The organism is Streptomyces sp. NPDC005303 (assembly GCF_040607335.1).
Lineage (GTDB): Bacteria > Actinomycetota > Actinomycetes > Streptomycetales > Streptomycetaceae > Streptomyces.
In genome coordinates this window covers 159137-180091 of record NZ_JBEXGM010000014.1, presented here as the reverse complement: position 1 = coordinate 180091, position 20955 = coordinate 159137, and the positions used below count along the sequence as shown (strand labels likewise).

At 69.3% G+C, this 20955-nt stretch carries 20 protein-coding genes; 9 read left to right on the top strand and 11 right to left on the bottom strand.

Annotated features, from left to right (window positions below):
* Positions 1 to 211: 211 nt before the first annotated feature.
* From ABZT93_RS21575 to ABZT93_RS21565, 3 genes are all read right to left on the bottom strand, one after another.
* The gene (locus ABZT93_RS21575) at positions 212 to 520 is read right to left on the bottom strand and encodes a hypothetical protein (protein ID WP_007383036.1); all 309 of its coding nucleotides are present in this window, start codon (positions 518 to 520) and stop codon (positions 212 to 214) included.
* 528 nt (positions 521 to 1048) lie between these two features.
* On the bottom strand, positions 1049 to 2392 hold the full coding sequence (locus ABZT93_RS21570; protein WP_356106612.1) for a S53 family peptidase: 1344 nt from the start codon (positions 2390 to 2392) through the stop codon (positions 1049 to 1051).
* A 269-nt stretch (positions 2393 to 2661) separates the two neighbouring features.
* The gene (locus ABZT93_RS21565) at positions 2662 to 3279 is read right to left on the bottom strand and encodes a TetR/AcrR family transcriptional regulator (protein ID WP_356106610.1); all 618 of its coding nucleotides are present in this window, start codon (positions 3277 to 3279) and stop codon (positions 2662 to 2664) included.
* Between the two features lie 72 nt (positions 3280 to 3351).
* On the opposite strand from ABZT93_RS21565, the gene ABZT93_RS21560 reads away from it, so the two are divergent.
* From ABZT93_RS21560 to ABZT93_RS21545, 4 genes are all read left to right on the top strand, one after another.
* Complete coding sequence (locus ABZT93_RS21560) at positions 3352 to 4266, top strand: oxidoreductase (RefSeq protein ID WP_356106608.1); 915 nt, start codon at positions 3352 to 3354, stop codon at positions 4264 to 4266.
* 277 nt (positions 4267 to 4543) lie between these two features.
* On the top strand, positions 4544 to 5269 hold the full coding sequence (locus tag ABZT93_RS21555) for a trypsin-like peptidase domain-containing protein (protein ID WP_356106606.1): 726 nt from the start codon (positions 4544 to 4546) through the stop codon (positions 5267 to 5269).
* A 73-nt stretch (positions 5270 to 5342) separates the two neighbouring features.
* Positions 5343 to 6365, top strand: coding sequence for a bifunctional lytic transglycosylase/C40 family peptidase (locus ABZT93_RS21550; RefSeq protein WP_356106604.1), 1023 nt, complete (start codon positions 5343 to 5345; stop codon positions 6363 to 6365).
* A gap of 169 nt (positions 6366 to 6534) precedes the next feature.
* Entirely contained in the window at positions 6535 to 7233 is a 699-nt protein-coding gene (locus ABZT93_RS21545) for a phosphatase PAP2 family protein (protein WP_356106602.1), read from the top strand.
* Between the two features lie 10 nt (positions 7234 to 7243).
* Here the strand turns inward: ABZT93_RS21545 and ABZT93_RS21540 are convergent, their stop codons facing one another.
* On the bottom strand, positions 7244 to 8785 hold the full coding sequence (locus ABZT93_RS21540; protein ID WP_356106601.1) for an FAD-binding oxidoreductase: 1542 nt from the start codon (positions 8783 to 8785) through the stop codon (positions 7244 to 7246).
* Between the two features lie 297 nt (positions 8786 to 9082).
* Here ABZT93_RS21540 and pstS point away from each other — a divergent pair, with 297 nt between their 5' ends.
* The 4 genes from pstS to pstB all read left to right on the top strand — a co-directional run bounded on the left by pstS (position 9083) and on the right by pstB (position 13206).
* The gene (gene pstS / locus ABZT93_RS21535) at positions 9083 to 10207 is read left to right on the top strand and encodes a phosphate ABC transporter substrate-binding protein PstS (protein WP_356106598.1); all 1125 of its coding nucleotides are present in this window, start codon (positions 9083 to 9085) and stop codon (positions 10205 to 10207) included.
* A gap of 118 nt (positions 10208 to 10325) precedes the next feature.
* On the top strand, positions 10326 to 11330 hold the full coding sequence (gene pstC / locus ABZT93_RS21530; RefSeq protein WP_356106597.1) for a phosphate ABC transporter permease subunit PstC: 1005 nt from the start codon (positions 10326 to 10328) through the stop codon (positions 11328 to 11330).
* Complete coding sequence (gene pstA / locus ABZT93_RS21525) at positions 11327 to 12388, top strand: phosphate ABC transporter permease PstA (RefSeq protein WP_356106595.1); 1062 nt, start codon at positions 11327 to 11329, stop codon at positions 12386 to 12388. The genes pstC and pstA overlap by 4 nt, the downstream gene beginning before the upstream one ends.
* Positions 12389 to 12429: 41 nt before the next feature.
* Entirely contained in the window at positions 12430 to 13206 is a 777-nt protein-coding gene (gene pstB / locus ABZT93_RS21520; protein ID WP_355744575.1) for a phosphate ABC transporter ATP-binding protein PstB, read from the top strand.
* A gap of 105 nt (positions 13207 to 13311) precedes the next feature.
* Here pstB and ABZT93_RS21515 read toward each other — a convergent pair whose 3' ends face one another.
* Positions 13312 to 14310, bottom strand: a complete 999-nt coding sequence (locus ABZT93_RS21515) for an inorganic phosphate transporter (RefSeq protein WP_356106593.1) — start codon at positions 14308 to 14310, stop codon at positions 13312 to 13314.
* Positions 14311 to 14318: 8 nt separating this feature from the next.
* Positions 14319 to 14939 carry a DUF47 family protein gene (locus tag ABZT93_RS21510; protein ID WP_007383023.1) on the bottom strand — a complete coding sequence of 207 codons (621 nt, stop codon included), beginning with the start codon at positions 14937 to 14939 and terminating at the stop codon, positions 14319 to 14321.
* 211 nt (positions 14940 to 15150) lie between these two features.
* Between ABZT93_RS21510 and ABZT93_RS21505 the strand changes: the two genes are divergently transcribed.
* Entirely contained in the window at positions 15151 to 15513 is a 363-nt protein-coding gene (locus ABZT93_RS21505; RefSeq protein ID WP_356106591.1) for a metal-sensitive transcriptional regulator, read from the top strand.
* A gap of 36 nt (positions 15514 to 15549) precedes the next feature.
* Here ABZT93_RS21505 and ABZT93_RS21500 read toward each other — a convergent pair whose 3' ends face one another.
* The 5 genes from ABZT93_RS21500 to ABZT93_RS21480 all read right to left on the bottom strand — a co-directional run bounded on the left by ABZT93_RS21500 (position 15550) and on the right by ABZT93_RS21480 (position 20743).
* Positions 15550 to 15726, bottom strand: coding sequence for a hypothetical protein (locus ABZT93_RS21500; protein WP_020122926.1), 177 nt, complete (start codon positions 15724 to 15726; stop codon positions 15550 to 15552).
* Between the two features lie 98 nt (positions 15727 to 15824).
* Complete coding sequence (locus ABZT93_RS21495) at positions 15825 to 16661, bottom strand: hypothetical protein (RefSeq protein ID WP_356106589.1); 837 nt, start codon at positions 16659 to 16661, stop codon at positions 15825 to 15827.
* Positions 16662 to 16990: 329 nt separating this feature from the next.
* The gene (locus tag ABZT93_RS21490) at positions 16991 to 17413 is read right to left on the bottom strand and encodes an NUDIX hydrolase (protein ID WP_356106587.1); all 423 of its coding nucleotides are present in this window, start codon (positions 17411 to 17413) and stop codon (positions 16991 to 16993) included.
* A 17-nt stretch (positions 17414 to 17430) separates the two neighbouring features.
* Entirely contained in the window at positions 17431 to 18528 is a 1098-nt protein-coding gene (locus ABZT93_RS21485) for a CHAD domain-containing protein (protein WP_356106586.1), read from the bottom strand.
* Complete coding sequence (locus tag ABZT93_RS21480; RefSeq protein ID WP_356106584.1) at positions 18509 to 20743, bottom strand: RNA degradosome polyphosphate kinase; 2235 nt, start codon at positions 20741 to 20743, stop codon at positions 18509 to 18511. Before ABZT93_RS21480 ends, ABZT93_RS21485 begins: the two co-directional genes overlap by 20 nt.
* Positions 20744 to 20955: the final 212 nt, after the last annotated feature.

Below are 20955 nucleotides of genomic sequence, written 5' to 3'. Positions count from 1 at the left end.
GTGCGGGAAAACGCGTACGGGTACGACGGTAGCCGTGCTGGTTCCCGCGCGGGCGCGGTGTGGTGACTCGGCATCAGAGTCATCGGAGTCATCGAGGAGATCGGAGACATCGGGGGAACGCAACCTCAGCCGGTGGGCACTGCGGACGGGTGGGGTAGGGGGTACCGGGCGCGCCCGGCCGGACCGGAGGTGCGTCGACCGGACGCGGCGGCTATACGGCCATGCCGTACACGATGGTGAAGAGCGTGCCCAGCGATCCGATGATGAAGACGCCGGTCAGGCCCGCGATGATGAGGCCCTTGCCCTGCTCCGCGCTGAAGGTGTCCCGCAGGGCGGTGGCACCGATGCGCTGTTTGGCGGCCCCCCAGATGGCGATGCCGAGGCAGAGCAGGATGGCGACCGCCATGACGACCTGGATCATCGTCTTCGCCTCGGTCCCCAGCGCCCCGAAGGGGCCCCAGTCCGGAGCGATCCCGCCGATGATGGTGTTGATGTCTCCCTTGTCGGCCGCAAAGAGCATGTAAGTCACCGCCCCTGGTGGGTTGTTCCGTCTCCCCTGCGTGTGCGCAGAGGTCAGGCCTCATTGTCGCCGACAATTCCGCCGTCGCATGTCGACTTGGCGTCATTGATTGGCGGGTTTCGTACGAATGACTGTCTGGTCACTCTGTGTATCACGGCAGGTCACGCCGGGCAATGAGGCCAGAGCGGAACCTGTGGTGTGGTTCCGTCGTTGACCCCTCTTACGACCTGCGGCGCTTCTGGCACCGATGTTCTGCGGGTGAAGGCTAACCCGCGGGGCCATAGGTATGACGAACGGGCCGCGGCAGGGGTGCCCGCGGCCCGGGTGTTGACGGAGAGTCAGCCGGTGGAGGTGTGCTCGTCGTGGGTGGGTCGGCGACGGTGGAGACGTCCTGGTGACGGCTACGCGGCGAACGGGCCGCGACAGGAAGTCGCGACCCGTTGCCGTTGTGCCGCCGAGGGGACCCCACGTCCCCCTCTTGAGGGCGGCGCCCCCGTGACCCGACGGGGACACTCAGGAGCTGTCGGTTCAGCCGGTGAAGGCGTCCAGGCCCTGCGGCGTACCCAGACCGGTCGGGCCGTCGTAGCCGGCCGCGGCGGTGCAGAAGTAGCTCGTCGAGCAGGTGCCGTTGTTGCCGGAGGTCACGTCGTTGAGGGCGGAGGTGTCCGCGTAGGGGTACTTGGCCGGGTAGTCGCTGCTGCCCGGGGTGCCCGCGAGGGCGTACACCGACGCGATGATCGGGGCGGAGGCGCTGGTGCCGCCGTAGGTGTTCCAGCCCGTGCCGTCGGCGCCGTAGGAGTCGTAGACGGAGACGCCGGTGGCGGGGTCGGCGACGGCGGAGACGTCGGCGATCATGCGCTTGGTGCAGCCGGTGTCGGTCTGCCAGCTCGGCTTGGCGTCGTAGGACGAGCAGCCCGAGCCCGTGCCCTCGGTGGAGCTGGTCTTCCAGACGCTCTCGGTCCAGCCGCGGGAGGTGGAGGAGGTGGACAGCTTGGTGCCGCCGACCGCGGTGACGTACTTGGAGGCGGCCGGGTACTCGGCACCGTAGCCCTCGTCGCCCGCGGAGACGGTGATGGCGACGCCCGGGTGGTTGAAGTACGAGGTGTCGTAGGAGGTGTCCGAGGAGGACTCGGAGCCGCCGTAGGAGTTGGAGACGAACTTGGCGCCCAGGGTGACGGCCTCGTTCACCGCCTTGCCCAGGTTGGCCATGCTCGACGAACTCGCCTCGACCAGCAGGATCTTGGCGTTGGGGGCGATGGCGGAGACCATGTCGAGGTCGAGGGAGATCTCACCGGCCCAGCCGCTGTCGGCGGTGGGGAGGGAGGTCGTGGAGCCGGTCTGGGAGACCTTCTTGAAGCAGCCGTTGGCGGTGGTGCACGCCGGCAGGCCGTAGTACGAGCGGTAGGTGGCCAGGTCCGCCGCGGCGTTGGGGTCGTCGTAGGCGTCGACGATGGCGATGGTCTCGCCGGAGCCGTTGTTCGCGGACGCGTCGGTCAGGCCGTAGGCGTCCTGGAGGTCGCTGGGGCCGTAGCCGGTCGGGGTGGCGGAGGCGGCCTTCGGCTTGAGCGTCCTGGCGGTCACGCCCTTCAGCGCGGCCTGCTTCTCCATGTACGCGGTGGTGCCGCCGGTGACGCGCAGGGCGTTGCAGGCCGCATAGCCCTTCTTCGGGGTGGTGTCACACGCGCTCTCGTACTGCACATGGGCCTTGGCGACGGCGGTGGCGACGGCCTTGGCGCTCACGTGGTCGGGTGTGGCCGCGGTCGCGTGGACGGCGGTGCCGAGTCCGGCGAACACGAGGGCGGAGGTGGCCACGGCGGTCGAGCCGATCCGACGCCATCTGCCGGATATGTGGGGGGAGTTGGGAGTACGCAACGTACAGCCTCCTGAGAGTGGTTGCAGAGGCCTGCAGTGGGGGGACCACCGGTGAGGTTCCCGGTGGGGGCGGCGACCCGCGTAGACCATCGCCTTGTTGAGTACGTGACAACAAGACGGGCGGTGGAATCCTGACTTCCGCCTTACCGAAGGCCGTGGGGGGATTGCTGATCAATGGCGCTCGGTTGGGCGGGGCATGGCCGCGGCTTGACCATCTGCACGCTTCGCACACAACTCCCGCTTGTGTGACGGAGGTTCGGGGCTCGGCGTCAGCGGGGGCTGAGGCCGTGCAACAGGTGGTGGACGAGTCCCGGTACGGCGTCCATGGCGGCCTCGGTGGTGAACTTGCCGGTGATGGCGAAGGCCGCGAGGCCATGGAGGGCGCTGCCCACGACGAGGGTGAGGTGCTCGGGGTCGCCGTCGACGATCTCGCCGCGCTGCTGGGCGGCGGCGACGGCCCGTTCCAGTGCGCCCACCGTGCGGTCGATCGCGACCGCGATCTGTTCGGCGGCGTCGGGCTCGTGCTTGCGGGCGTACATCAGTTCGAGGAGCTCGGCGTTGTCGATGGCGAAGCGCAGGTAGGCCCGGGCGAGGATGGTGAGGCGGTCCTGGAGGGGGCGTTCCGGTTCGTCGGCGGCTTCGAGGGCCTCCGCCATGCGGCCGTATCCGACCAGGGCGAGGGCGTTGAGCAGGGCCTGCTTGTCCTTGAAGTGCCGGCCGGGGGCGGCGTGGCTGACGCCGATGTCGCGGGCGAGTTCACGCAGGGAGAGGGAGGCGGCGGTGCCCTTGTCGCGGAGGGTGCGCTCGGCTGCGGCGAGGAGGGCGGAGCGCAGGTCTCCGTGGTGGTAGGGGCGGGTCTCGGGCTTCTCGGCGGGCATGGGTGCCATCGTATCCGGATGTAGTCGGCGCCAGCATTGTTGTCATTGACAGCATTGTTGGCGGCGTCTACATTCGAGGACATGGCTACGGACAAGCAGCAGAAGTGGAACGCGACCCGACTTCCGGACCAGACCGGCCGCACGGCGGTGGTCACGGGGGCGAACAGCGGTATCGGACTCCGGGCCGCGCAGGCCCTGGCCGGGGCGGGCGCGCATGTCGTGTTCGCCGTACGGGACCCGGAGCGCGGTGAGGCGGCGGCCAGGACCGTCAACGGCAGCACGGAGGTCCGGCGACTGGATCTGGCGGACCTGTCGTCGGTGCGGGAGTTCGCGGCGGCGTGGGACCGTCCGCTGGACCTGCTGATCAACAACGCGGGCGTGATGATGATCCCGCAGCGGCAGACGGCGGACGGCTTCGAGATGCAGTTCGGCACGAACCATCTGGGCCACTTCGCGCTGACGAACCTGTTGCTGCCCCACATCACCGACCGGGTCGTGACGGTGTCCTCTGGTGCGCACCGCTGGGGCGACGAGCGGATCCACTTCGAGGACCTGAACATGACGTCGGACTACGACCCGAGGGGGGTCTACGGCCAGTCGAAGCTGGCGAACCTGCTGTTCGTGCTGGAGCTCCAGCGGCGGCTGACGGAGTCGGGTTCCCGGGTCCGCGCCCTGGCCGCGCACCCCGGCTACTCGGCCACGAACCTCCAGAGCCATGCGGCCAGTGCGGCGGCCCGGATGTTCATGAAGTTCGGCAACAGGTTCCTGGCGCAGGACGACACAGCGGGCGCGCTGCCCACGCTGTACGCGGCGACGCAGGATCTGCCCGGGGCGAGCTATGTGGGACCGGACGGGCTCGGGGAGATGCGGGGCGCGCCGACGCTGGTGGGCCGGAGCGCGGCCGCGAGCGACCCCGACGTGGCCCGGCGCCTGTGGACGGCGTCGGAGGAGCTGACGGCAACCCGTTTTCCACAGGGCGTGGGGACGCGGGGCTGAACCGCGCGCGTGCGGCCGGGCTGTTGTGCTGTTGTGGTCCCGTGTGGGGTGTGGCTCGGGGAGTTCGGTCCGGTTCGGCATGCTCCCGGAAGGCGTGCAGGGCGCCGATGGGGCCTTCGGAGGGGGGACGCGGGCTGAGCCGCGCGCGTGCGGCCGGGCTGTTGTGCTGATGTGGCGCCGTGTGGGGTGAGGCTCGGCTGCCGCGGGGCACGGGATTCACACCGTCGCACAGGGTGCGTGGAACCGCCACTTGATGCGTTTCTCACCTTCGTGCGGAATGCTTTCTTCCGTGAAGCGCACGCCACGTCTCGCTCTCCACGCCGCAGCCGTCCTGCTCACCGTCACCTCTGCCTCCGAAGCCGTGGCCGACGACGGGGCGGGGCCCTTCGGGGTGACGACGGTGGCCGCGGCGAACTCGCCGACCGCCCGCGTGGGGGCCCTGTTCGACGGAGAACAGCACCACTGCACCGCCTCCGTCGTCCGCAGCCCGCACCGGAACCTCATCGTCACCGCGGCGCACTGTCTCGACGACCGCGACCGCGACCTCGTGTTCGTGCCCGGATACCGGGACGGCGGGGCGCCGTACGGGAAATGGAAGGTGCGCGGGCGGTACCTGCCCGCGGGGTGGTCCAAGGGGCAGGACGAGGACAGCGATGTCGCCTTCGCCACGGTCGAGGGGAACGTCCAGGACGTCGTCGGCGGGAACCGGTTCGTCACCGGCTCCGCCACCGGGGCCACCGCTGTCACCGTCACCGGGTACCCGTCCTCCCGTGACGTGCCGATCAGCTGCACCAACAGGCCGACCGCGCACAGCCGCACGCAACAGCGGATCGACTGCCCGAAGTTCATCGGCGGGACCAGCGGCAGTCCTTGGGTGAACGGGGACGGGCAGGTCGTGGGTGTGCTGGGCGGGCACGAGCAGGGCGGGGCGACGGCCGACGTGTCGTACAGCGTGGTGCTCGGGGCCGAGGCCGCCGCGCTCTACCGCGACGCCGTCCACTGATCTTCGCGCCGACCCCGCCGAGTACCCGGGTTTCCTGCGGGGAAGCTCCTAGACTGGCGCGGGCGGACTCCCAGTGGGCGAGGGGCGGTTGACGGTGCGTAAGGCGTGGCTGGTTGCGGGCGCCGTTTTCGGGGCGGGGCTCAGCTTCGTGATGCTGCTCGTCGTGGGGGTCTACGTCGTCGCCGGCAACCTGGCGGGCGGAGTGGGCGGGGCCACCAGAGCGCTGGCCAAGGGGGCTGTTCCGGCCGCGTACCAGCCCCTCGTGCAGAAGTGGGGCAACCTCTGTCCCGCCATCAATCCGGCTCTGCTCGCCGCCCAGCTCTACCAGGAGAGCGGATTCAATCCGAAGGCCCAGAGCGCCGCGGCGGCGCAGGGAATAGCGCAGTTCATCCCGGGGACCTGGGCCACACACGGGGTCGACGGGGACGGCGACGGCGACAAGGACGTCTGGGATCCCAACGACGCGATTCCCTCGGCGGCTTCCTACGACTGCTCGCTCGCGTCCTATGTGAAGGACGTCCCGGGGAACATCACCGAGAACATGCTCGCCTCCTACAACGCGGGCGCCTACGCGGTCATCAAGTACGGGGGCGTGCCGCCGTACAAGGAGACCCAGAATTACGTGAAGACCATCACGACCCTGGAGGAGAGCTTCGCGGCGCCCACGACCCGCGTCGATCCCTCCGAACAGGCGGCCGGGGCCATCTACTACGCGCAGAAGAAGCTCGGGACGCCCTATCTGTGGGGCGGCACCGGTACCGCCGAGCAGGGTGGCCGCTTCGACTGTTCGGGGCTGACGCAGGCCTCGTACGAGAGTGTGGGCATCACGCTGCCGCGCGTCGCGAACGACCAGTACAACGCGGGCCCGCATCCGGCCAGAAGTGAACTGCTGCCGGGGGACCTGGTGTTCTTCTCCACGGACCTCAGCAATTCGCGCGCCATCCACCATGTGGGGATTTATGTGGGCGGCGGATACATGATCGACGCACCGAGAACAGGTGCTGTGATCCGGTTCGACCCGATCGACACTTCTGAGTACTTCGGTGCCACCCGGGTCACCGAAGATGGCGCGAAAGCATTGCCCACCACGGTGTGACGGAACGTGAAACCCACCCCCTGAGCTGCGGCGATGTATCTCTCTTCGATAACGTCTGCGTGATCATTCAGTGGAGTGTGGAACGTATTAACGGGAACCATGCGTTCCTGAGGGCGTAGCCGAGCGCACATGGGTACGCCGGGAAAGACGACGAAGGGGCCGCAGCACCATGGCTGTTCTCGCCGAATCCGGGTCGAACCCCGACGTCGACCTGCTCTACGACATCAACGGCCTGGCCAAAGACGCCCCGCACTGGTTCGACCGGGTCATGGAGTACGTCGGGGAGTACGGCATCCTGCTCGGGATGGTGCTGCTCGTCCTGTGGTGCTGGTGGGCGGGCCGCCGGCGCGCGGGTGAGGACGCGGCCTCCTCGGTGGCCGCGCTGGTGTGGGCGCCGCTCGCCGCCGCGCTGGCCGTGCTGGTGAACGTGCCCATAAGGGGGTTCGTCGAGCGGCCCAGGCCGTTCCGCACCCATGAGGGGATCGAGGTCCTGGTCTCCGGGAAGACCGACTACTCCTTCGTGAGTGACCACGCGACGATCACCATGGCGATGGCCGTCGGACTGTTCGTGGCCAACCGGAAGTTCGGGCTCGTCGGCATCGCGCTCGCGCTGCTCGAAGGCTTCTGCCGGGTGTACATGGGGGTGCACTATCCGACCGACGTCATCGGCGGGTTCGCGCTCGGAACGGCCGTGGCCCTGCTGTTGTCGCCGCTCGCGATGGCTCTTCTGACGCCTGTGCTGAAGGCGGTCGAGGGGTCATCGAAAGGCGCGTGGCTGATTCGCGCGCGCGGGACCGAGCGGGAGGCCTCGGTGATCCCCGGGGCCCGGCAGGACGCCGCGGCCTCCGAGAGGGACCTCGCCGCGTAGCGACGTAGGGCTACAACGCCTGCGGGAAGGTGAAGAACCCCTGCGGGTCGTACTGCTTCTTCACCTTGGCGAGCTTGGTCGCCGCGTCGCCGTAGTACGCCTTCCGCCAGTCCTTCAGCGTCGGGTCCGTGTAGTTCTGGTAGGCCGCTCCCGAGGCGTACGGCTTCATCGCGTCGTGGGCGCCCGTGAGCCAGGACTGGGCCGAACTGCCCGTCGTGCCCGCACTCCAGGACGCTATGTACTGGGCCAGCATGCGGGAGCGGCGGTGGACGAAGGCCGTGGCCGTGGGCGAGACGCGGTTGACCGCTCCGCCGAGGGCGGTCAGGGCGATGCTGCCCGAGCCGCCCCGGACCGCGGCGATCTGCCTCAGCAGCGTCTGGATGCCGGCCGCCGACAGCGAGCGGTCGAAGAAGTCCGAGCGGGCCGCGTAGGTCTCCCGGCCGAGGGCGCCGTGCGGGTTGCGGTTCGGGGTGGAGCCGGGCAGGTGGCACTTGGCGTCCGTGGAGAAGGACGAGCAGCCCGCATACGCCTCCATCGCGCTCTCGTAGGAGTGCCGTCGGAGCGTGACGCTGCGGGCCGGTGAGCCGATCCGGTCGGCCAGGCGGTCGAGCGCGTTCTGGAGTTCGCCGTAGGTGCCCATGGAGAACGCCGCGACGGCCACGGAGGGCGAGCCGCCGTTCTCCAGGTGGCAGGAGGACCAGATCTCGTCGGGCTGGCCGGGGCCCCACTCCTGCCAGGCCTTCACCACGGCGGCTGCCTTCGACCACGGCCAGGTCGCGTACGCGGTCACGCCCTGCGGGGCGGGGTGGGTCTTGAAGTGCAGTTCGGTCACCACGCCGAAGTTGCCGTTGCCCGCGCCGCGCAGGGCCCAGAAGAGGTCCTTCTCGGTGGCGGCGTCGGCGGTCAGTTCCTTGCCGTCGGCCGTGATCAGCGTCGCCCGGGTGAGGCTGTCGCAGGTCAGGCCGTAGGCCCGGGAGGCCACGCCGTGACCGCCGCCGAGGACAAGTCCGGAGACGCCGACGGTCGGGCAGGAGCCCGCCGGGATCGTCACGCCCTTCGCGGTGAGCGCCCGGTAGACGTCGATCAGCTTGGCGCCGGCGCCGACCACGGCGGTGCCACCCGAGGCGCGGACGCGGTTCAGCTTGGAGACATCGACGATCAGCCGGTTGTTTCCCGAGGACCAGCCGGCGTAGGAGTGGCCGCCGTTGCGGATCGCCACCCGGACGCCGTGGGCGCGGGCGTAGGCGAGCGTGGTGCGGACGTCGTCGGCGTGCGCGACGTACGCCACCGCCGCGGGCTTCAGCGAGTCGAAGCGGGTGTTGTAGAGCTGCCGGGCGGTCGCCCAGTTCGCGTCGCCGGGGCGGACCAGGGTGCCGTCCAGGTCGCGGGCGAGGGCGGTCCAGTTCGCGGCGGCCGCGGCGGGCGTACGGGAGGAAAGGGCCTGGCCGAAGGTGCTCTGCGTGGCGTCGGCGCTTCCGCCGCCGTCGCAGGCGGCCGTGGCCACCGCGGCTATCGCGGCCGCGCCGCCTGCGATGAACGTACGCCGTTCCATGTGTCCGTGCCTTTCGTCGGCCTCGTAGGCTTCCGTGGAACGAGACGGGCCTGGAGAGGTGAGGGTTCCCTGGCGGGTTCCGGAATCACACTGTGCCCTCGATGTAAGCGTTCCGTGACCTCACCGCACCTTCTGCAGGGGTTCACCCGCCGTTCACTTCCGGCCATAAACGCCTTCACCTGATCTGCCTAATTTCGGCCTTACGCGATGCGTGGCGCGTCTCGAATGCGCGTCCGTATCACCCAGACTTCGCGCACGCCGCCGGATTCAGGACGGCGGCTCCCGGAAGGAACTCAAGTGAAGCTTCAGCGCAAGAACCGGCGGGCCCTCGCCTTCGGTGCTCTCGCCGTCTCCGGCGCCCTGGCCCTCACGGCGTGCGGCTCGGACGACACCAGCGACGGTGGTGGCAGCAGCGCGTCCTCGACCGCCAACGCCAGCAGCATCAAGTGCGACGACGCCAAGGGCCAACTGCTCGCCGACGGCTCCTCCGCGCAGAAGAACGCGATCGACGCCTGGGTCAAGCAGTTCACGCAGGCCTGTGGTGTGCAGATCAACTACAAGGGCAGCGGCTCCGGCGCCGGCATCACCGCCTTCACCAACGGTCAGGTCGCCTTCGCCGGTTCCGACTCCGCGCTGAAGCCGGAAGAGGTCACCGCCTCCAAGAAGGTCTGCTCCGGCGGCCAGGCCATCGACCTCCCGATGGTCGGCGGCCCGATCGCGCTCGGCTACAACGTTCCGGGCGTGGACAAGCTCACGCTGGACGCCCCGACGCTCGCGAAGATCTTCAACAACAAGATCTCCAAGTGGAACGACCCGGCGATCGCGAAGCTGAACCCCGGTGTCAAGCTTCCCGACCTCAAGATCCAGGCGTTCCACCGTTCCGAGGACTCCGGTACCACGGACAACTTCACCAAGTACCTGATCGCCACCGCCAAGAGCGACTGGCCCTACTCGGGCGGCAAGGCCTGGCAGGCCGAGGGCGGCCAGTCGGCGTCCGGCTCCTCCGGCATCGCCCAGCAGGTGAAGCAGACTTCCGGCGCGATCGGCTACATGGAGCTGTCCTACGCCAAGGACGGCATCAAGCCGGTCAGCATCGACACGGGCGCCTCCGCCCCGGTCGAGGCCAGCGTGGACAACGCCACCAAGGCCATCGCCGACGCCAAGGTCATCGGCACCGGCTCCGACCTGGCGCTCCAGCTGAACTACGCCACCAAGGCAGACGGTGCCTACCCGATTACCCTGGTGACGTACGAGATCGCCTGTGACAAGGGCAACAAGGCCGACACCCTGGCCGCCACCAAGGCGTTCCTGCGCTACATCGCCTCCGAGGACGGCCAGAAGGTCCTCGCGGACAACGACTACGCGCCGATCCCCGACGCCATCATCGCCAAGGTCCGCACCACCATCGAGGGCCTGAGCTGACCTGAGTGTGCGGTCCGGCCCGAGCACCCTTCCGAGAGTGCCGGTCCGGACCGCACCGTCCGGTGCACCGCCGCCAGGAGCCGCACATCACACGCGGCTCAGCAGACCGGAGAACCCGATGGACACCACACAGATAACAGACACACCTCCGCCCAACCCCCAGCCGACCGTGGCCGAGCAGAAGCGCGCGGCCCGCGGTGCCACCCGACCCGGTGACCGGATCTTCCTCGGTCTCTCCCGCGGGTCGGGCATCCTGCTGCTGGCGATCATGGCCGCGATCGCCGTCTTCCTCACCTACCGCGCCTCGATCGCGATCAGCAAGGACGACGCGAACTTCCTCACCACCTTCGAGTGGAACACCGGCCTGCTCCCGCCGAAGTTCGGCATCGCCGTCCTCGCCTTCGGCACGGTCGTCTCCTCGATCATCGCCATGGTCATCGCGGTCCCGATCGCGGTCGCCATCGCGCTGTTCCTCACCCACTACGCCCCCCGCAGGCTGAGCGGTCCCATCGCGTACGTGATCGACCTGCTCGCCGCCGTGCCGTCCATCGTCTACGGCCTCTGGGGCGCCCTGATCCTCGTCCCGCACATGAACGGCCTCTACGGCTGGCTCGACGACTACCTCGGCTGGACCGGCATCTTCGACTGGCAGGGCGGCGCGCCCCGCTCGATGCTCACCGTCGGCATCCTGCTCGCGATCATGATCCTGCCGATCATCACCAACGTGAGCCGTGAGGTCTTCCGCCAGGCCCCGCAGATGATCGAGGAGGCGGCGCTCGCCCTCGGTGCCACCCGCTGGGAGGTGATCCGCATGGCGGTGATCCCCTTCGGCCGCTCCGGCGTGATCTCCGCCTCGATGCTCGGTCTCGGCCGTGCGCTCGGCGAGACGATGGCCGTGGCCACCGTGCTCTCCCCGACCTTCACCATCCAGGCCAGTCTGCTCGACCCGGGCGGCGGCACCTTCGCCCAGAACATCGCCAGCAAGTTCAGTGAGGCCAGCGACCTCGGCCGGGACGCCCTCATCGCCTCCGGTCTGGTGCTGTTCGTCATCACCCTGCTGGTCAACGGCGCGGCCCGCATGATCATCGCCCGCCGCAAGGAGTACTCGGGGGCCAACGCATGAGCAACGCCGTCATCGCCGACAAGCCCCGCAGCACCCTGCGCGGCGCCAGCCTCCCCAAGTGGAGTCCGTACGCCATCGCCGCCGGCTCCGTCGGCCTCGGCCTCGGCATCAGCGCGGCCGCCGGTCTGAACAGCAGCATCCAGTGGGCCCTGATGGCCGCGGTCCTGTTCGTCCTCGGCACCTACGTCATCGCGGCCCGCGTCGAGGGCCGCCGACAGGCCAAGGACCGGGTCGCGACCGCGCTCGTCTGGGTCGCCTTCCTGATCGCGCTGGTCCCGCTGATCTCCCTGGTCTGGACGACCGTCGTACGCGGTGTGAAGGTCCTCGACTTCTACTTCCTGACCCACTCGATGGGCCTGGTCTCCGACACCGAGCCGGGCGGCGGCATCTACCACGCCATCCTGGGCAGCCTGGAGCAGGTCGGCCTCGCCACGGTGATCGCGGCGCCGGTCGGTGTGCTCACCGCGATCTACCTCGTCGAGTACGGGCGGGGCAACCTCGCCAAGGCCGTCACGTTCTTCGTCGACGTGATGACCGGTATCCCCTCGATCGTCGCGGGTCTGTTCATCCTGTCGATCATGCTGATGTTCGACATGCAGCCCTTCGGCTTCGCCGGCTCGCTCGCGCTGGCCATCCTGATGATGCCGGTCGTGGTCCGCTCCACGGAGGAGATGCTCAAGCTCGTCCCGAACGAGCTGCGCGAGGCGTCCCTGGCGCTCGGTGTCCCGAAGTGGCGCACCATCCTGAAGGTGGTCCTGCCGACCTCGATCGGCGGCATCGCGACCGGCATCATGCTGGCGGTCGCCCGTATCGCGGGCGAGACCGCACCGGTTCTCCTCCTGGTCTGGGGCAACTCGCTCATCAACCCCAACCCCTTCGAGGGTGCGCAGGCCTCGCTGCCGCTGTACATCTATCAGCAGTACGCGAACAGCGCGGGCTCCGGTGCGGCCTACGACCGTGCCTGGGCGGCGGCGCTGACGCTGATCGCCTTCGTGATGATCCTGAACCTGGTGGCTCGCGGCATCGCCCGCTGGAAGGCCCCCAAGACCGGTCGCTGACGCGGCCCACACAGCGACCGAGATCTGGAAGTGAAGTAGTCATGGCCAAGCGAATCGACGTGAGTGGGCTCACCGCCTACTACGGCTCCCACAAGGCGATCGAAGACATCTCGATGACGGTCGAGCCCCGCTCGGTGACGGCCTTCATCGGCCCCTCCGGCTGCGGCAAGTCGACGTTCCTGCGCACGCTCAACCGGATGCACGAGGTCACCTCGGGCGGCCGGGTCGAGGGCAAGGTGCTCCTCGACGACGAGGACCTGTACGGCCAGGGCATCGACCCCGTGTCCGTGCGCCGCGAGGTCGGCATGGTCTTCCAGCGCCCCAACCCGTTCCCCACGATGTCGATCTTCGACAACGTGGCGGCGGGCCTGCGCCTGAACGGCTCGTACAAGAAGAGCGAACTGTCGGACGTCGTCGAGAAGTCCCTCAAGGGCGCGAACCTCTGGAACGAGGTCAAGGACCGTCTGAACAAGCCGGGTTCGGGTCTGTCCGGTGGTCAGCAGCAGCGTCTGTGCATCGCCCGCGCCATCGCGGTGGAGCCCAAGGTCCTGCTCATGGACGAGCCCTGCTCGGCCCTGGACCCGATCTCCACGCTCGCCATCGAGGACCTGATCGGTGAGCTGAAGGAGCGCTTCACGATCGTCATCGTGACGCACAACATGCAGCAGGCGGCGCGTGTCTCGGACCGCACGGCCTTCTTCAACCTGGCGGCCGTCGGCCAGCCCGGCAGGCTGATCGAGATCGACGAGACGGAGCGGATCTTCTCCAACCCGTCGGTCCAGGCCACGGAGGACTACATCTCCGGCCGCTTCGGCTGAGCCGACCCGGACCCCTCGCGGTGCTGCATGGCGGTGCCACCGCGAGGACACAGAGGGCCCGCCCCCGGATTCCGGGGGCGGGCCCGTTGTCGTCGTCCACGGCTCCTACAGGAATGCCAGGTTCACGATCCCGTAGGCGCAGGCGGCCACGATCGCCGCGGCCGGCATGGTGATGAACCAGCCGAGGACGATGTTCTTGGCGACGCCCCAGCGGACCGCGTTGACACGCTTGGTGGCGCCGACACCCATGATCGCCGAGGTGATGACATGGGTCGTCGACACCGGCGCCTTGAACAGGTACGCGGTGGTGAACATGATCGCCGCACCGGTCGTCTCGGCGGCGAAGCCCTGCGGCGGATCGAGCTCGATGATCTTCCGGCCCAGGGTGCGCATGATGCGCCAGCCGCCCGCGTACGTGCCCAGCGACAGCATCACCGCGCAGATGATCTTCACCCAGGCCGGGATCGGGTCGCCGTACGTCTCGTGGCCGGAGATCACCAGGGCCATCACCACGACACCCATGGTCTTCTGGGCGTCCTGGAGGCCGTGCCCGAGGGCCATGCCGGCCGCGGACACGGTCTGCGCTATCCGGAAACCACGCTTCGCCTTGTGCGGGTTGGCCCGCCGGAAGATCCACATGATCGCCGTCATCACCAGATAACCGGCGACCAGACCGACGACCGGCGAGATGAACATCGGGATGACGACCTTGTCGAGCACGCCGTTCCAGAGCACCTCGGTGCCGCCCGCGAGCGCCGCTCCCACCATGCCCCCGAACAACGCGTGCGAGGACGAGGAGGGCAGCCCGAAGTACCAGGTGACGAGGTTCCAGGTGATCGCGCCGACCAGCGCCGCGAAGAGGATCCCCATCCCCTTGGAGCCCTCCGGCGTCTCGATCAGGCCCTCGCTGACGGTCTTGGCGACCCCGGACCCGAGAAAGGCTCCTGCCAGGTTCATGACCGCCGCCATGGCGAGCGCGGCCCTGGGGGTCAGGGCCCGCGTCGACACCGAGGTCGCGATGGCGTTCGCCGAGTCGTGGAAGCCGTTGGTGTACGTGAAGAAGAGCGCGACCAGGATGGTCACGACCAGAGCGAAGGTGTCCATGGAAGGGTTCAGGACTCCTTGACGGCGATGGTCTCCACCGTGTTCGCCACATGCTCGAACGCGTCCGCGGCCTCTTCGAGGACGTCCACGATCTGCTTGAGCTTGAGGACCTCGATGGCCTCGTACTTGCCGTTGAAGAGCATGGCGAGCAGCTTGCGGTGGATCTGGTCGGCCTGGTTCTCCAGCCGGTTGACCTCGATCCAGTACTCGGTGAGGTTGTCCATGGTCCGCAGGTGCGGCATGGCCTCGGCCGTGAGCTCGGCGGCCCGCGCGAGCACCTCGATCTGCTGCTCGACGCCCTTGGGGAGTTCCTCGACGTTGTAGAGGACGACCAGGTCGACGGCCTCCTCCATGAAGTCCATGATGTCGTCGAGGGAGGACGCCAGGTTGTAGATGTCCTCGCGGTCGAACGGTGTGATGAACGAGGAGTTCAACTGGTGGAAGATCGCGTGGGTGGCGTCGTCTCCGGCGTGTTCCGCGGCCCGCATACGCTCTGCGATCTCGGCCCGGCCGGCGGTGTCCGCGCCGAGCAGTTCCATGAGGAGCTTCGAGCCCGTGACGATGTTGTCCGCGGAGGCGGCGAACATGTCGTAGAAGCTCGTCTCCCTGGGGGTCAGACGAAAGCGCACAAGGGGTCCTCGGGGTGCATCGGTTTCGGTCAGGCTGATGCTAAGTGCATCATCCGGCCACGGCTAATGGGCCGTCCCCCAGTGTCGCCCATCGGGCACAGTGGTTGGCACGGGGGCCGTCCGCAGGCCCTATACCCGGGAAACTTCGATACGATATACCCAGGAGGGGTATGTGATTCCCTCAGGGTGTGGCCGTGATGTGGAGGACGCGATGACGACGACCGAGGCCGGCGCCACGGCGCCCTCCGAGACCGTGGCGGAAAACGGCCCCCACGAGACCCATGAGCCCGCCACGCACGGCTACCACAAGCAGAAGAACGAACACCTCAAGCGCCTGCGCCGGATCGAGGGTCAGATCCGCGGCCTTCAGCGGATGGTCGACGAGGACGTCTACTGCATCGACATACTCACGCAGGTGTCCGCCTCCACCAAGGCCTTGCAGTCCTTCGCACTGCAGCTCCTGGAGGAACACCTGCGGCACTGCGTCGCGGACGCTGCCGTCAAGGGCGGCGCCGAGATCGACGCGAAGGTCGAGGAGGCGACGAAGGCGATCGGCCGTCTGCTGCGGACCTGATCCGGCCTTCTTCGCGACGCAACGGGCGCCCCCGGCTCACCGGCCGGGGGCGTCCGCGCGTTCTTCGGCCACTTTCAGCACCTCGTCGATGCTCTCCAGGCTGAGCCGGTCGTCCGCGGCCGACGCCGCGATGATCAGCTCCCCGCACAGTTCGATCTCGGCGAGGGCCACGTGGTCCTGAACCGCCGTACCGCCGACCGGAGCCACGCGCATCACCTCTTCTCTGCCGTTACCGACTTCCTAGAGTAGGGAGCGGCATACACACCGCGCATGGCACGGACGGGCTAGTTCTTGACGCCCGTCACGGCTGTTCACTCCTCGGCGATCTTGCCGGCGTAGATGTCCCGGGCGGCCGGCAGCGTGACGTCCGTGGCGATCCCGAAGTCGTACAGCAGTGTCGTCGAGGCGACCGCGACGGTGCCCTGCCGCTGCCCGTTGGCGAAGCTGAAGCGGTGGCGCACCTTGCGGATACGGCCCTGGTCGTCGAGGTAGACGTCGAAGGGCACGGCGGCCGTGGCGAACCCTTTCGCCGCCGCTGCCAGGACATCCCTGTTGGCGTTCGACGCGCCCTTCGCCGCGACGGCGAGATCGGCCGTGCCGCGGTAGTGCCGCACCTCGGTCCCCGCGAGCTCGGTCGTGCCCACGTACGTCGCCGTCCTGGTCCCCCGCAGCACCTCGGCGGCGGCGAGCGGATCGGTGGCGCCACCGGTGACGAGGTTGCCGTCGGAGAGGGTCGCGGTGTCGACGCGCACCCACTTGTCGGCGGGCACGCCCGCGCCCCGGTTCTTCATGAACAGGGCGCCGGGGGCGAGGAGTTCGGTGATCGGCCGGTGCTCGCTGGTGCCGGACGGGTCCTGCGGCAGCAGCACCTTCAGCCGGCCGAGCCGCTCGCGGTAGTCGTACACGCCCTCGCCGCGGATGGTGACCCGGGTGCCGCCGGTGGCCATCTCCATCGATGTGCTGGCCTTCGAACTGCCCGCCTCCACCAGGGTGTCGGCGGCCCGGCGCAGGGTCCCGACCGGGTCGGCCGCGCGCTCGTCGGCCAGGCCGGCGCCGCTGCCCGAGCAACTGGTGGCGCAGACGCAGGCCATGAGCACCGCCGTGACGACGACCGACCCGTCGGCCTGCCTCTGCTGCCGCTCCGCCATCGCCGCCTACCCCCAGCCGGTACGTCCGCCACGGACTCACCTGTCGCTTCGGATAACGACCGGTAGGAGGGGTTGTCACGCGCACACCGTCCGTTTACCCGGCGTGGGTAACGTTGTCAGCGTGGCGCAGCAGGACAGGACCCCCCCACCTCCATCCGACATACCGGCCCACCACACGCAGACGGTCGAACAGGGCCGCTTCTGCCTGGCCCGGTGCACCTGCGGCTGGCGCGGTCCGGCACGAAGAGCCCGCAGCCAGGCGCGGGCGGACGCGGAGGGGCACACGACGGGCTGAGCGGGCCCGGCTGAGCGGGCGGGGCGGAGTGGGCCTACGTGCGTTCGAGCAGCCGTACCAGGAACTCGTCGACCAGGGTCCGGTCCCGGGGCTGGGTCAGCCGGTTCTTGGCGGCCGTCGGGGAGAGCCAGAGGATGCGGTCGACCTCGTCGTTCGGGGTGAAGGCGCCGGTGGTGGCCTCGGCCGTCCAGTAACGGACCTCCTTGGGGCGGCCGTTGGCGTAGTACTTCGTGGTGGAGAGCCGGGCGCCGGGCGCGGCCCGGTAGCCCGTCTCCTCCTCGACCTCGCGCAGCGCCCCGGTGAGGGCGTCCTCGCCGCGCTTCAGCTTGCCCTTCGGGTGCGACCAGTCGTCGTATTTCGGCCGGTGGACCAGGCAGATCTCCGGCTCGCCGTCGAACGGGGAGCGGCGCCACAGGACGCAGCCGGCTGCCTGGACGGGGGGTTGCGTGTCGGTCATGGGAGTCACCGCCTGAGTCAGGTGCTGACCGTCTGCTTCTGCCAGCACTGCTGGAACGCGAACCGTGCCGCCTCCACCTCGTGGCGCTGATCGGCGTGCAGGACGCCCAGGGCATAGGCGGTGGCCGGGGCGATGCGGGGGGTCCGGGCCGCCGCTGCGGCCGCCGCCGCGGCCTCCGAGGCGTCCCGGTGCCGGTCCAGGGCCTGACCCGCGGTCAGGAGCCGTACCTCCACCGGAGGGTTGCCGCCGGTGAGGACCTCCCTCGCGTATCGGTGCAGGCGCAGCAGGAGGCGGACCTGGTGCCAGGGGGCGTCCTGGGGGTGGGGGGAGGGGTCCGGGGAGAGGCCGTGGATGAGGGCCTCGGCGTTGTAGGGGTGGCCCGCGGTGACCAGGGGGAGGGCGGTCACCGCGTCTTCGAGGCGTTCCTGGGCCGCGCCCGCCATGGGGTGGAGGTCGGTGGTGAGGGCCGTTTTCGTCAAGGGGACTTCGCTCGCGAGTACGGCGATGTTGTCGGCGACGGCGTGGAAGCGGGAGGAGCCGAGGGCCTGGAGGGCGGTGCTGTGGGCTCGGGTGCGGGCGAGAGTGAGCTGGCGGTCGAGGAGGGCGCCTGCTTTCGCGGCGCCCACTGTCAGGTTGCCGCGGTCCGGGGCGGACGCCGGGTGGGCGGGGGAGCCGGCGGTGCCCACGGCGGCACTCGCCGGCTGTGTCGGGAACACCGCCCCCGACAGCCTGTGCAGGGCCAGCAACAGGCGCTCCAGACGGGACTCGTACGCATGCTCCATGCCCAAGGTCCCTGACAGCCAGGCCAGTTCGGGGCGCAGGGACTCCGACCAGTCGGGGTCGAGGAGCGGGCGGAAGGTGTGCAGGCTGGCGCTGATACGGCGGACCGAGCGGCGCAGGGCCCGGGCCGCGTCGGCCGGGTCCTCCGCGCCCGCCGCAGCGCCGGACTCGCGGTGCTGGCGCAGGGCGCGGAGGAACTCCGTGGCCTGGGACCGCAGGTAGTCCGCGAGGGCGTCCCCGGCGGCGGCCCCTGCCGCTCGGGCGGAGCCGGGAGCGGGGGACGTCCCGACGTGCCCGGACAGGGGATCCGTCGGTTCAAGGTGTTGCTGTGCCACGCCGGCGCCTCCGGGCGTCTATGAGCATCTCCTGGACGTTGCGCAGGGGTTGGCCGTCCGCATCCGTGGCGTGCCGGGTCCACTCGCCGTCCGGGCCGAGGTGCCAGGACGCGGTGGTGTCGGACATGCCGGTCTCCAACAGCCGGTTCAGGGCTGCCCGGTGGGCCGGGTCGGTGACCCGGACCAGTGCCTCTATCCGGCGGTCGAGATTGCGGTGCATCATGTCGGCGCTGCCGATCCACACCTCGGGTTCGCCGCCGTTGCCGAAGGCGAAGACCCGGGAGTGTTCGAGGAACCGGCCGAGGATCGAGCGGACGCGGATGTTCTCGGACATGCCGGTGACGTTCGGGCGGATCGCGCAGATGCCGCGCACCCAGACGTCGACCGGTACGCCCGCCTGGGAGGCGCGGTAGAGCGAGTCGATGAGCGCCTCGTCCACCAAGGAGTTGACCTTGATGCGGATGAAGGCCGGACGCCCTGCGCGGTGGTGCTGGACTTCCTTGTTGACGCGGGAAATCAGGCCGTCGCGAAGGGACTTGGGGGCCACGAGGAGGCGGCGGTAGGTCTCGCGACGGGAGTAGCCGGACAGCCGGTTGAACAGGTCGGACAGGTCCGCGCCCACCTGCGGGTCGGCGGTGAGCAGGCCGAGGTCCTCGTACAGCCGCGCGGTCTTCGGGTGGTAGTTGCCGGTGCCGACGTGGCTGTACCGCCGCAGCGTGTCGCCTTCCTGACGGACCACCAGGGACAGCTTGCAGTGGGTCTTCAGGCCGACGAGGCCGTAGACGACGTGGCAGCCCGCCTCCTCCAGCTTGCGCGCCCACTTGATGTTGGCGTGCTCGTCGAAGCGGGCCTTGATCTCGACCAGGACGAGAACCTGCTTGCCGGCCTCGGCGGCGTCGATGAGGGCGTCGACGATGGGGGAGTCGCCCGAAGTGCGGTACAGGGTCTGCTTGATGGCGAGGACGTCGTCGTCCTCGGCCGCCTGCTGGAGGAAGGCCTGGACCGACGTGGAGAAGGAGTCGTAGGGGTGGTGCAGCAGCACGTCCCGGGCGCGCAGGGCGGCGAAGATGTCCGGCGAGGACGCCGACTCGACCTCGGCGAGGTCGCGGTGGACGCCGGCGACGAACTTGCGGTACTTCAGCTCGGGGCGGTCGAGGCCGGCGATCCGGAAGAGGCCCGTGAGATCCAGGGGGCCGGGCAGGGGGTAGACCTCCGCCTCGGAGATCTTCAGTTCGCGTACGAGGAGGTCGAGCACCTCGCGGTCGATGGACTCCTCGACCTCCAGGCGTACCGGCGGGCCGAAGCGGCGCCGCATGAGCTCCCGCTCCAGGGCCTGGAGGAGGTTCTCGGCGTCGTCCTCCTCGACCTCCAGGTCCTCGTTGCGGGTGACCCGGAAGGTGTGGTGCTCCATCACCTCCATGCCCGGGAACAGCTCCTCCAGGTGGGCGCCGATGACATCCTCTATGGGGACGTAGCGGCCGGGGGAGGACTCCAGGAAGCGGGACAGCAGCGGCGGGACCTTGACCCGGGCGAAGTGGCGGTTGCCGTTGACCGGGTTGCGCACGATCACGGCCAGGTTCAGGGACAGGCCGGAGATGTACGGGAAGGGGTGCGCCGGGTCGACCGCGAGGGGGGTCAGGACCGGGAAGATCTGGTGCCGGAACAGGGTGAAGAGGCGGGCCTGCTCCTTCTCCTGGAGTTCGTTCCAGCGGACCAGGTGGATGCCCTCCTCCGCGAGTGCGGGGGCGACGTCCTCGTGGTAGCAGGCGGCGTGCCGGGCCATCAGCTCGCGGGAGCGGGCCCAGATCATCTCCAGCACCTCGCGGGGCTGGAGGCCGGAGGCGGAGCGGGTGGCGACGCCGGTGGCGATACGGCGCTTCAGTCCGGCCACCCGGACCATGAAGAACTCGTCCAGGTTGCTGGCGAAGATCGCGAGGAAGTTCGCGCGCTCCAGGAGGGGGGTGTTCGGGTCCTCGGCGAGTTCGAGGACGCGTTCGTTGAACGCGAGCCAGCTGCGCTCACGGTCGAGGAAACGACCCTGCGGGAGCTGGGCGGCACCGTCGACCGGGATCTCCTCGTACGCGTCGAGATCGGCGTCGAGGTCGGGTTCGAGATCGGAGACGGTCGCCGACACGGTGTGCGGGCGGTGCGCGGCTATGGAGCCCACGGAGGGCTGCACGTGCTGGACCTCTGCCTGGGTGTTCGACTGGCTCATGGACCCATTCTTCCGCGCCAGGAGCGAAACGGGCGCGTCGGAGGCGGCGAGCGGGAGCACGGCGGCGACCGGGGCGTCCCCGTTCCCCGCGAATCCCTCGGGCGGCGGCGAAGGCTCTGGCGCGGCGGGCTTCATTCGGTGAGCCTCGCAAGCCTGTCTGAACCGATGGTTACGGCGACATGGCGTTCGGGATATCGCGGAACGGCTCCCGG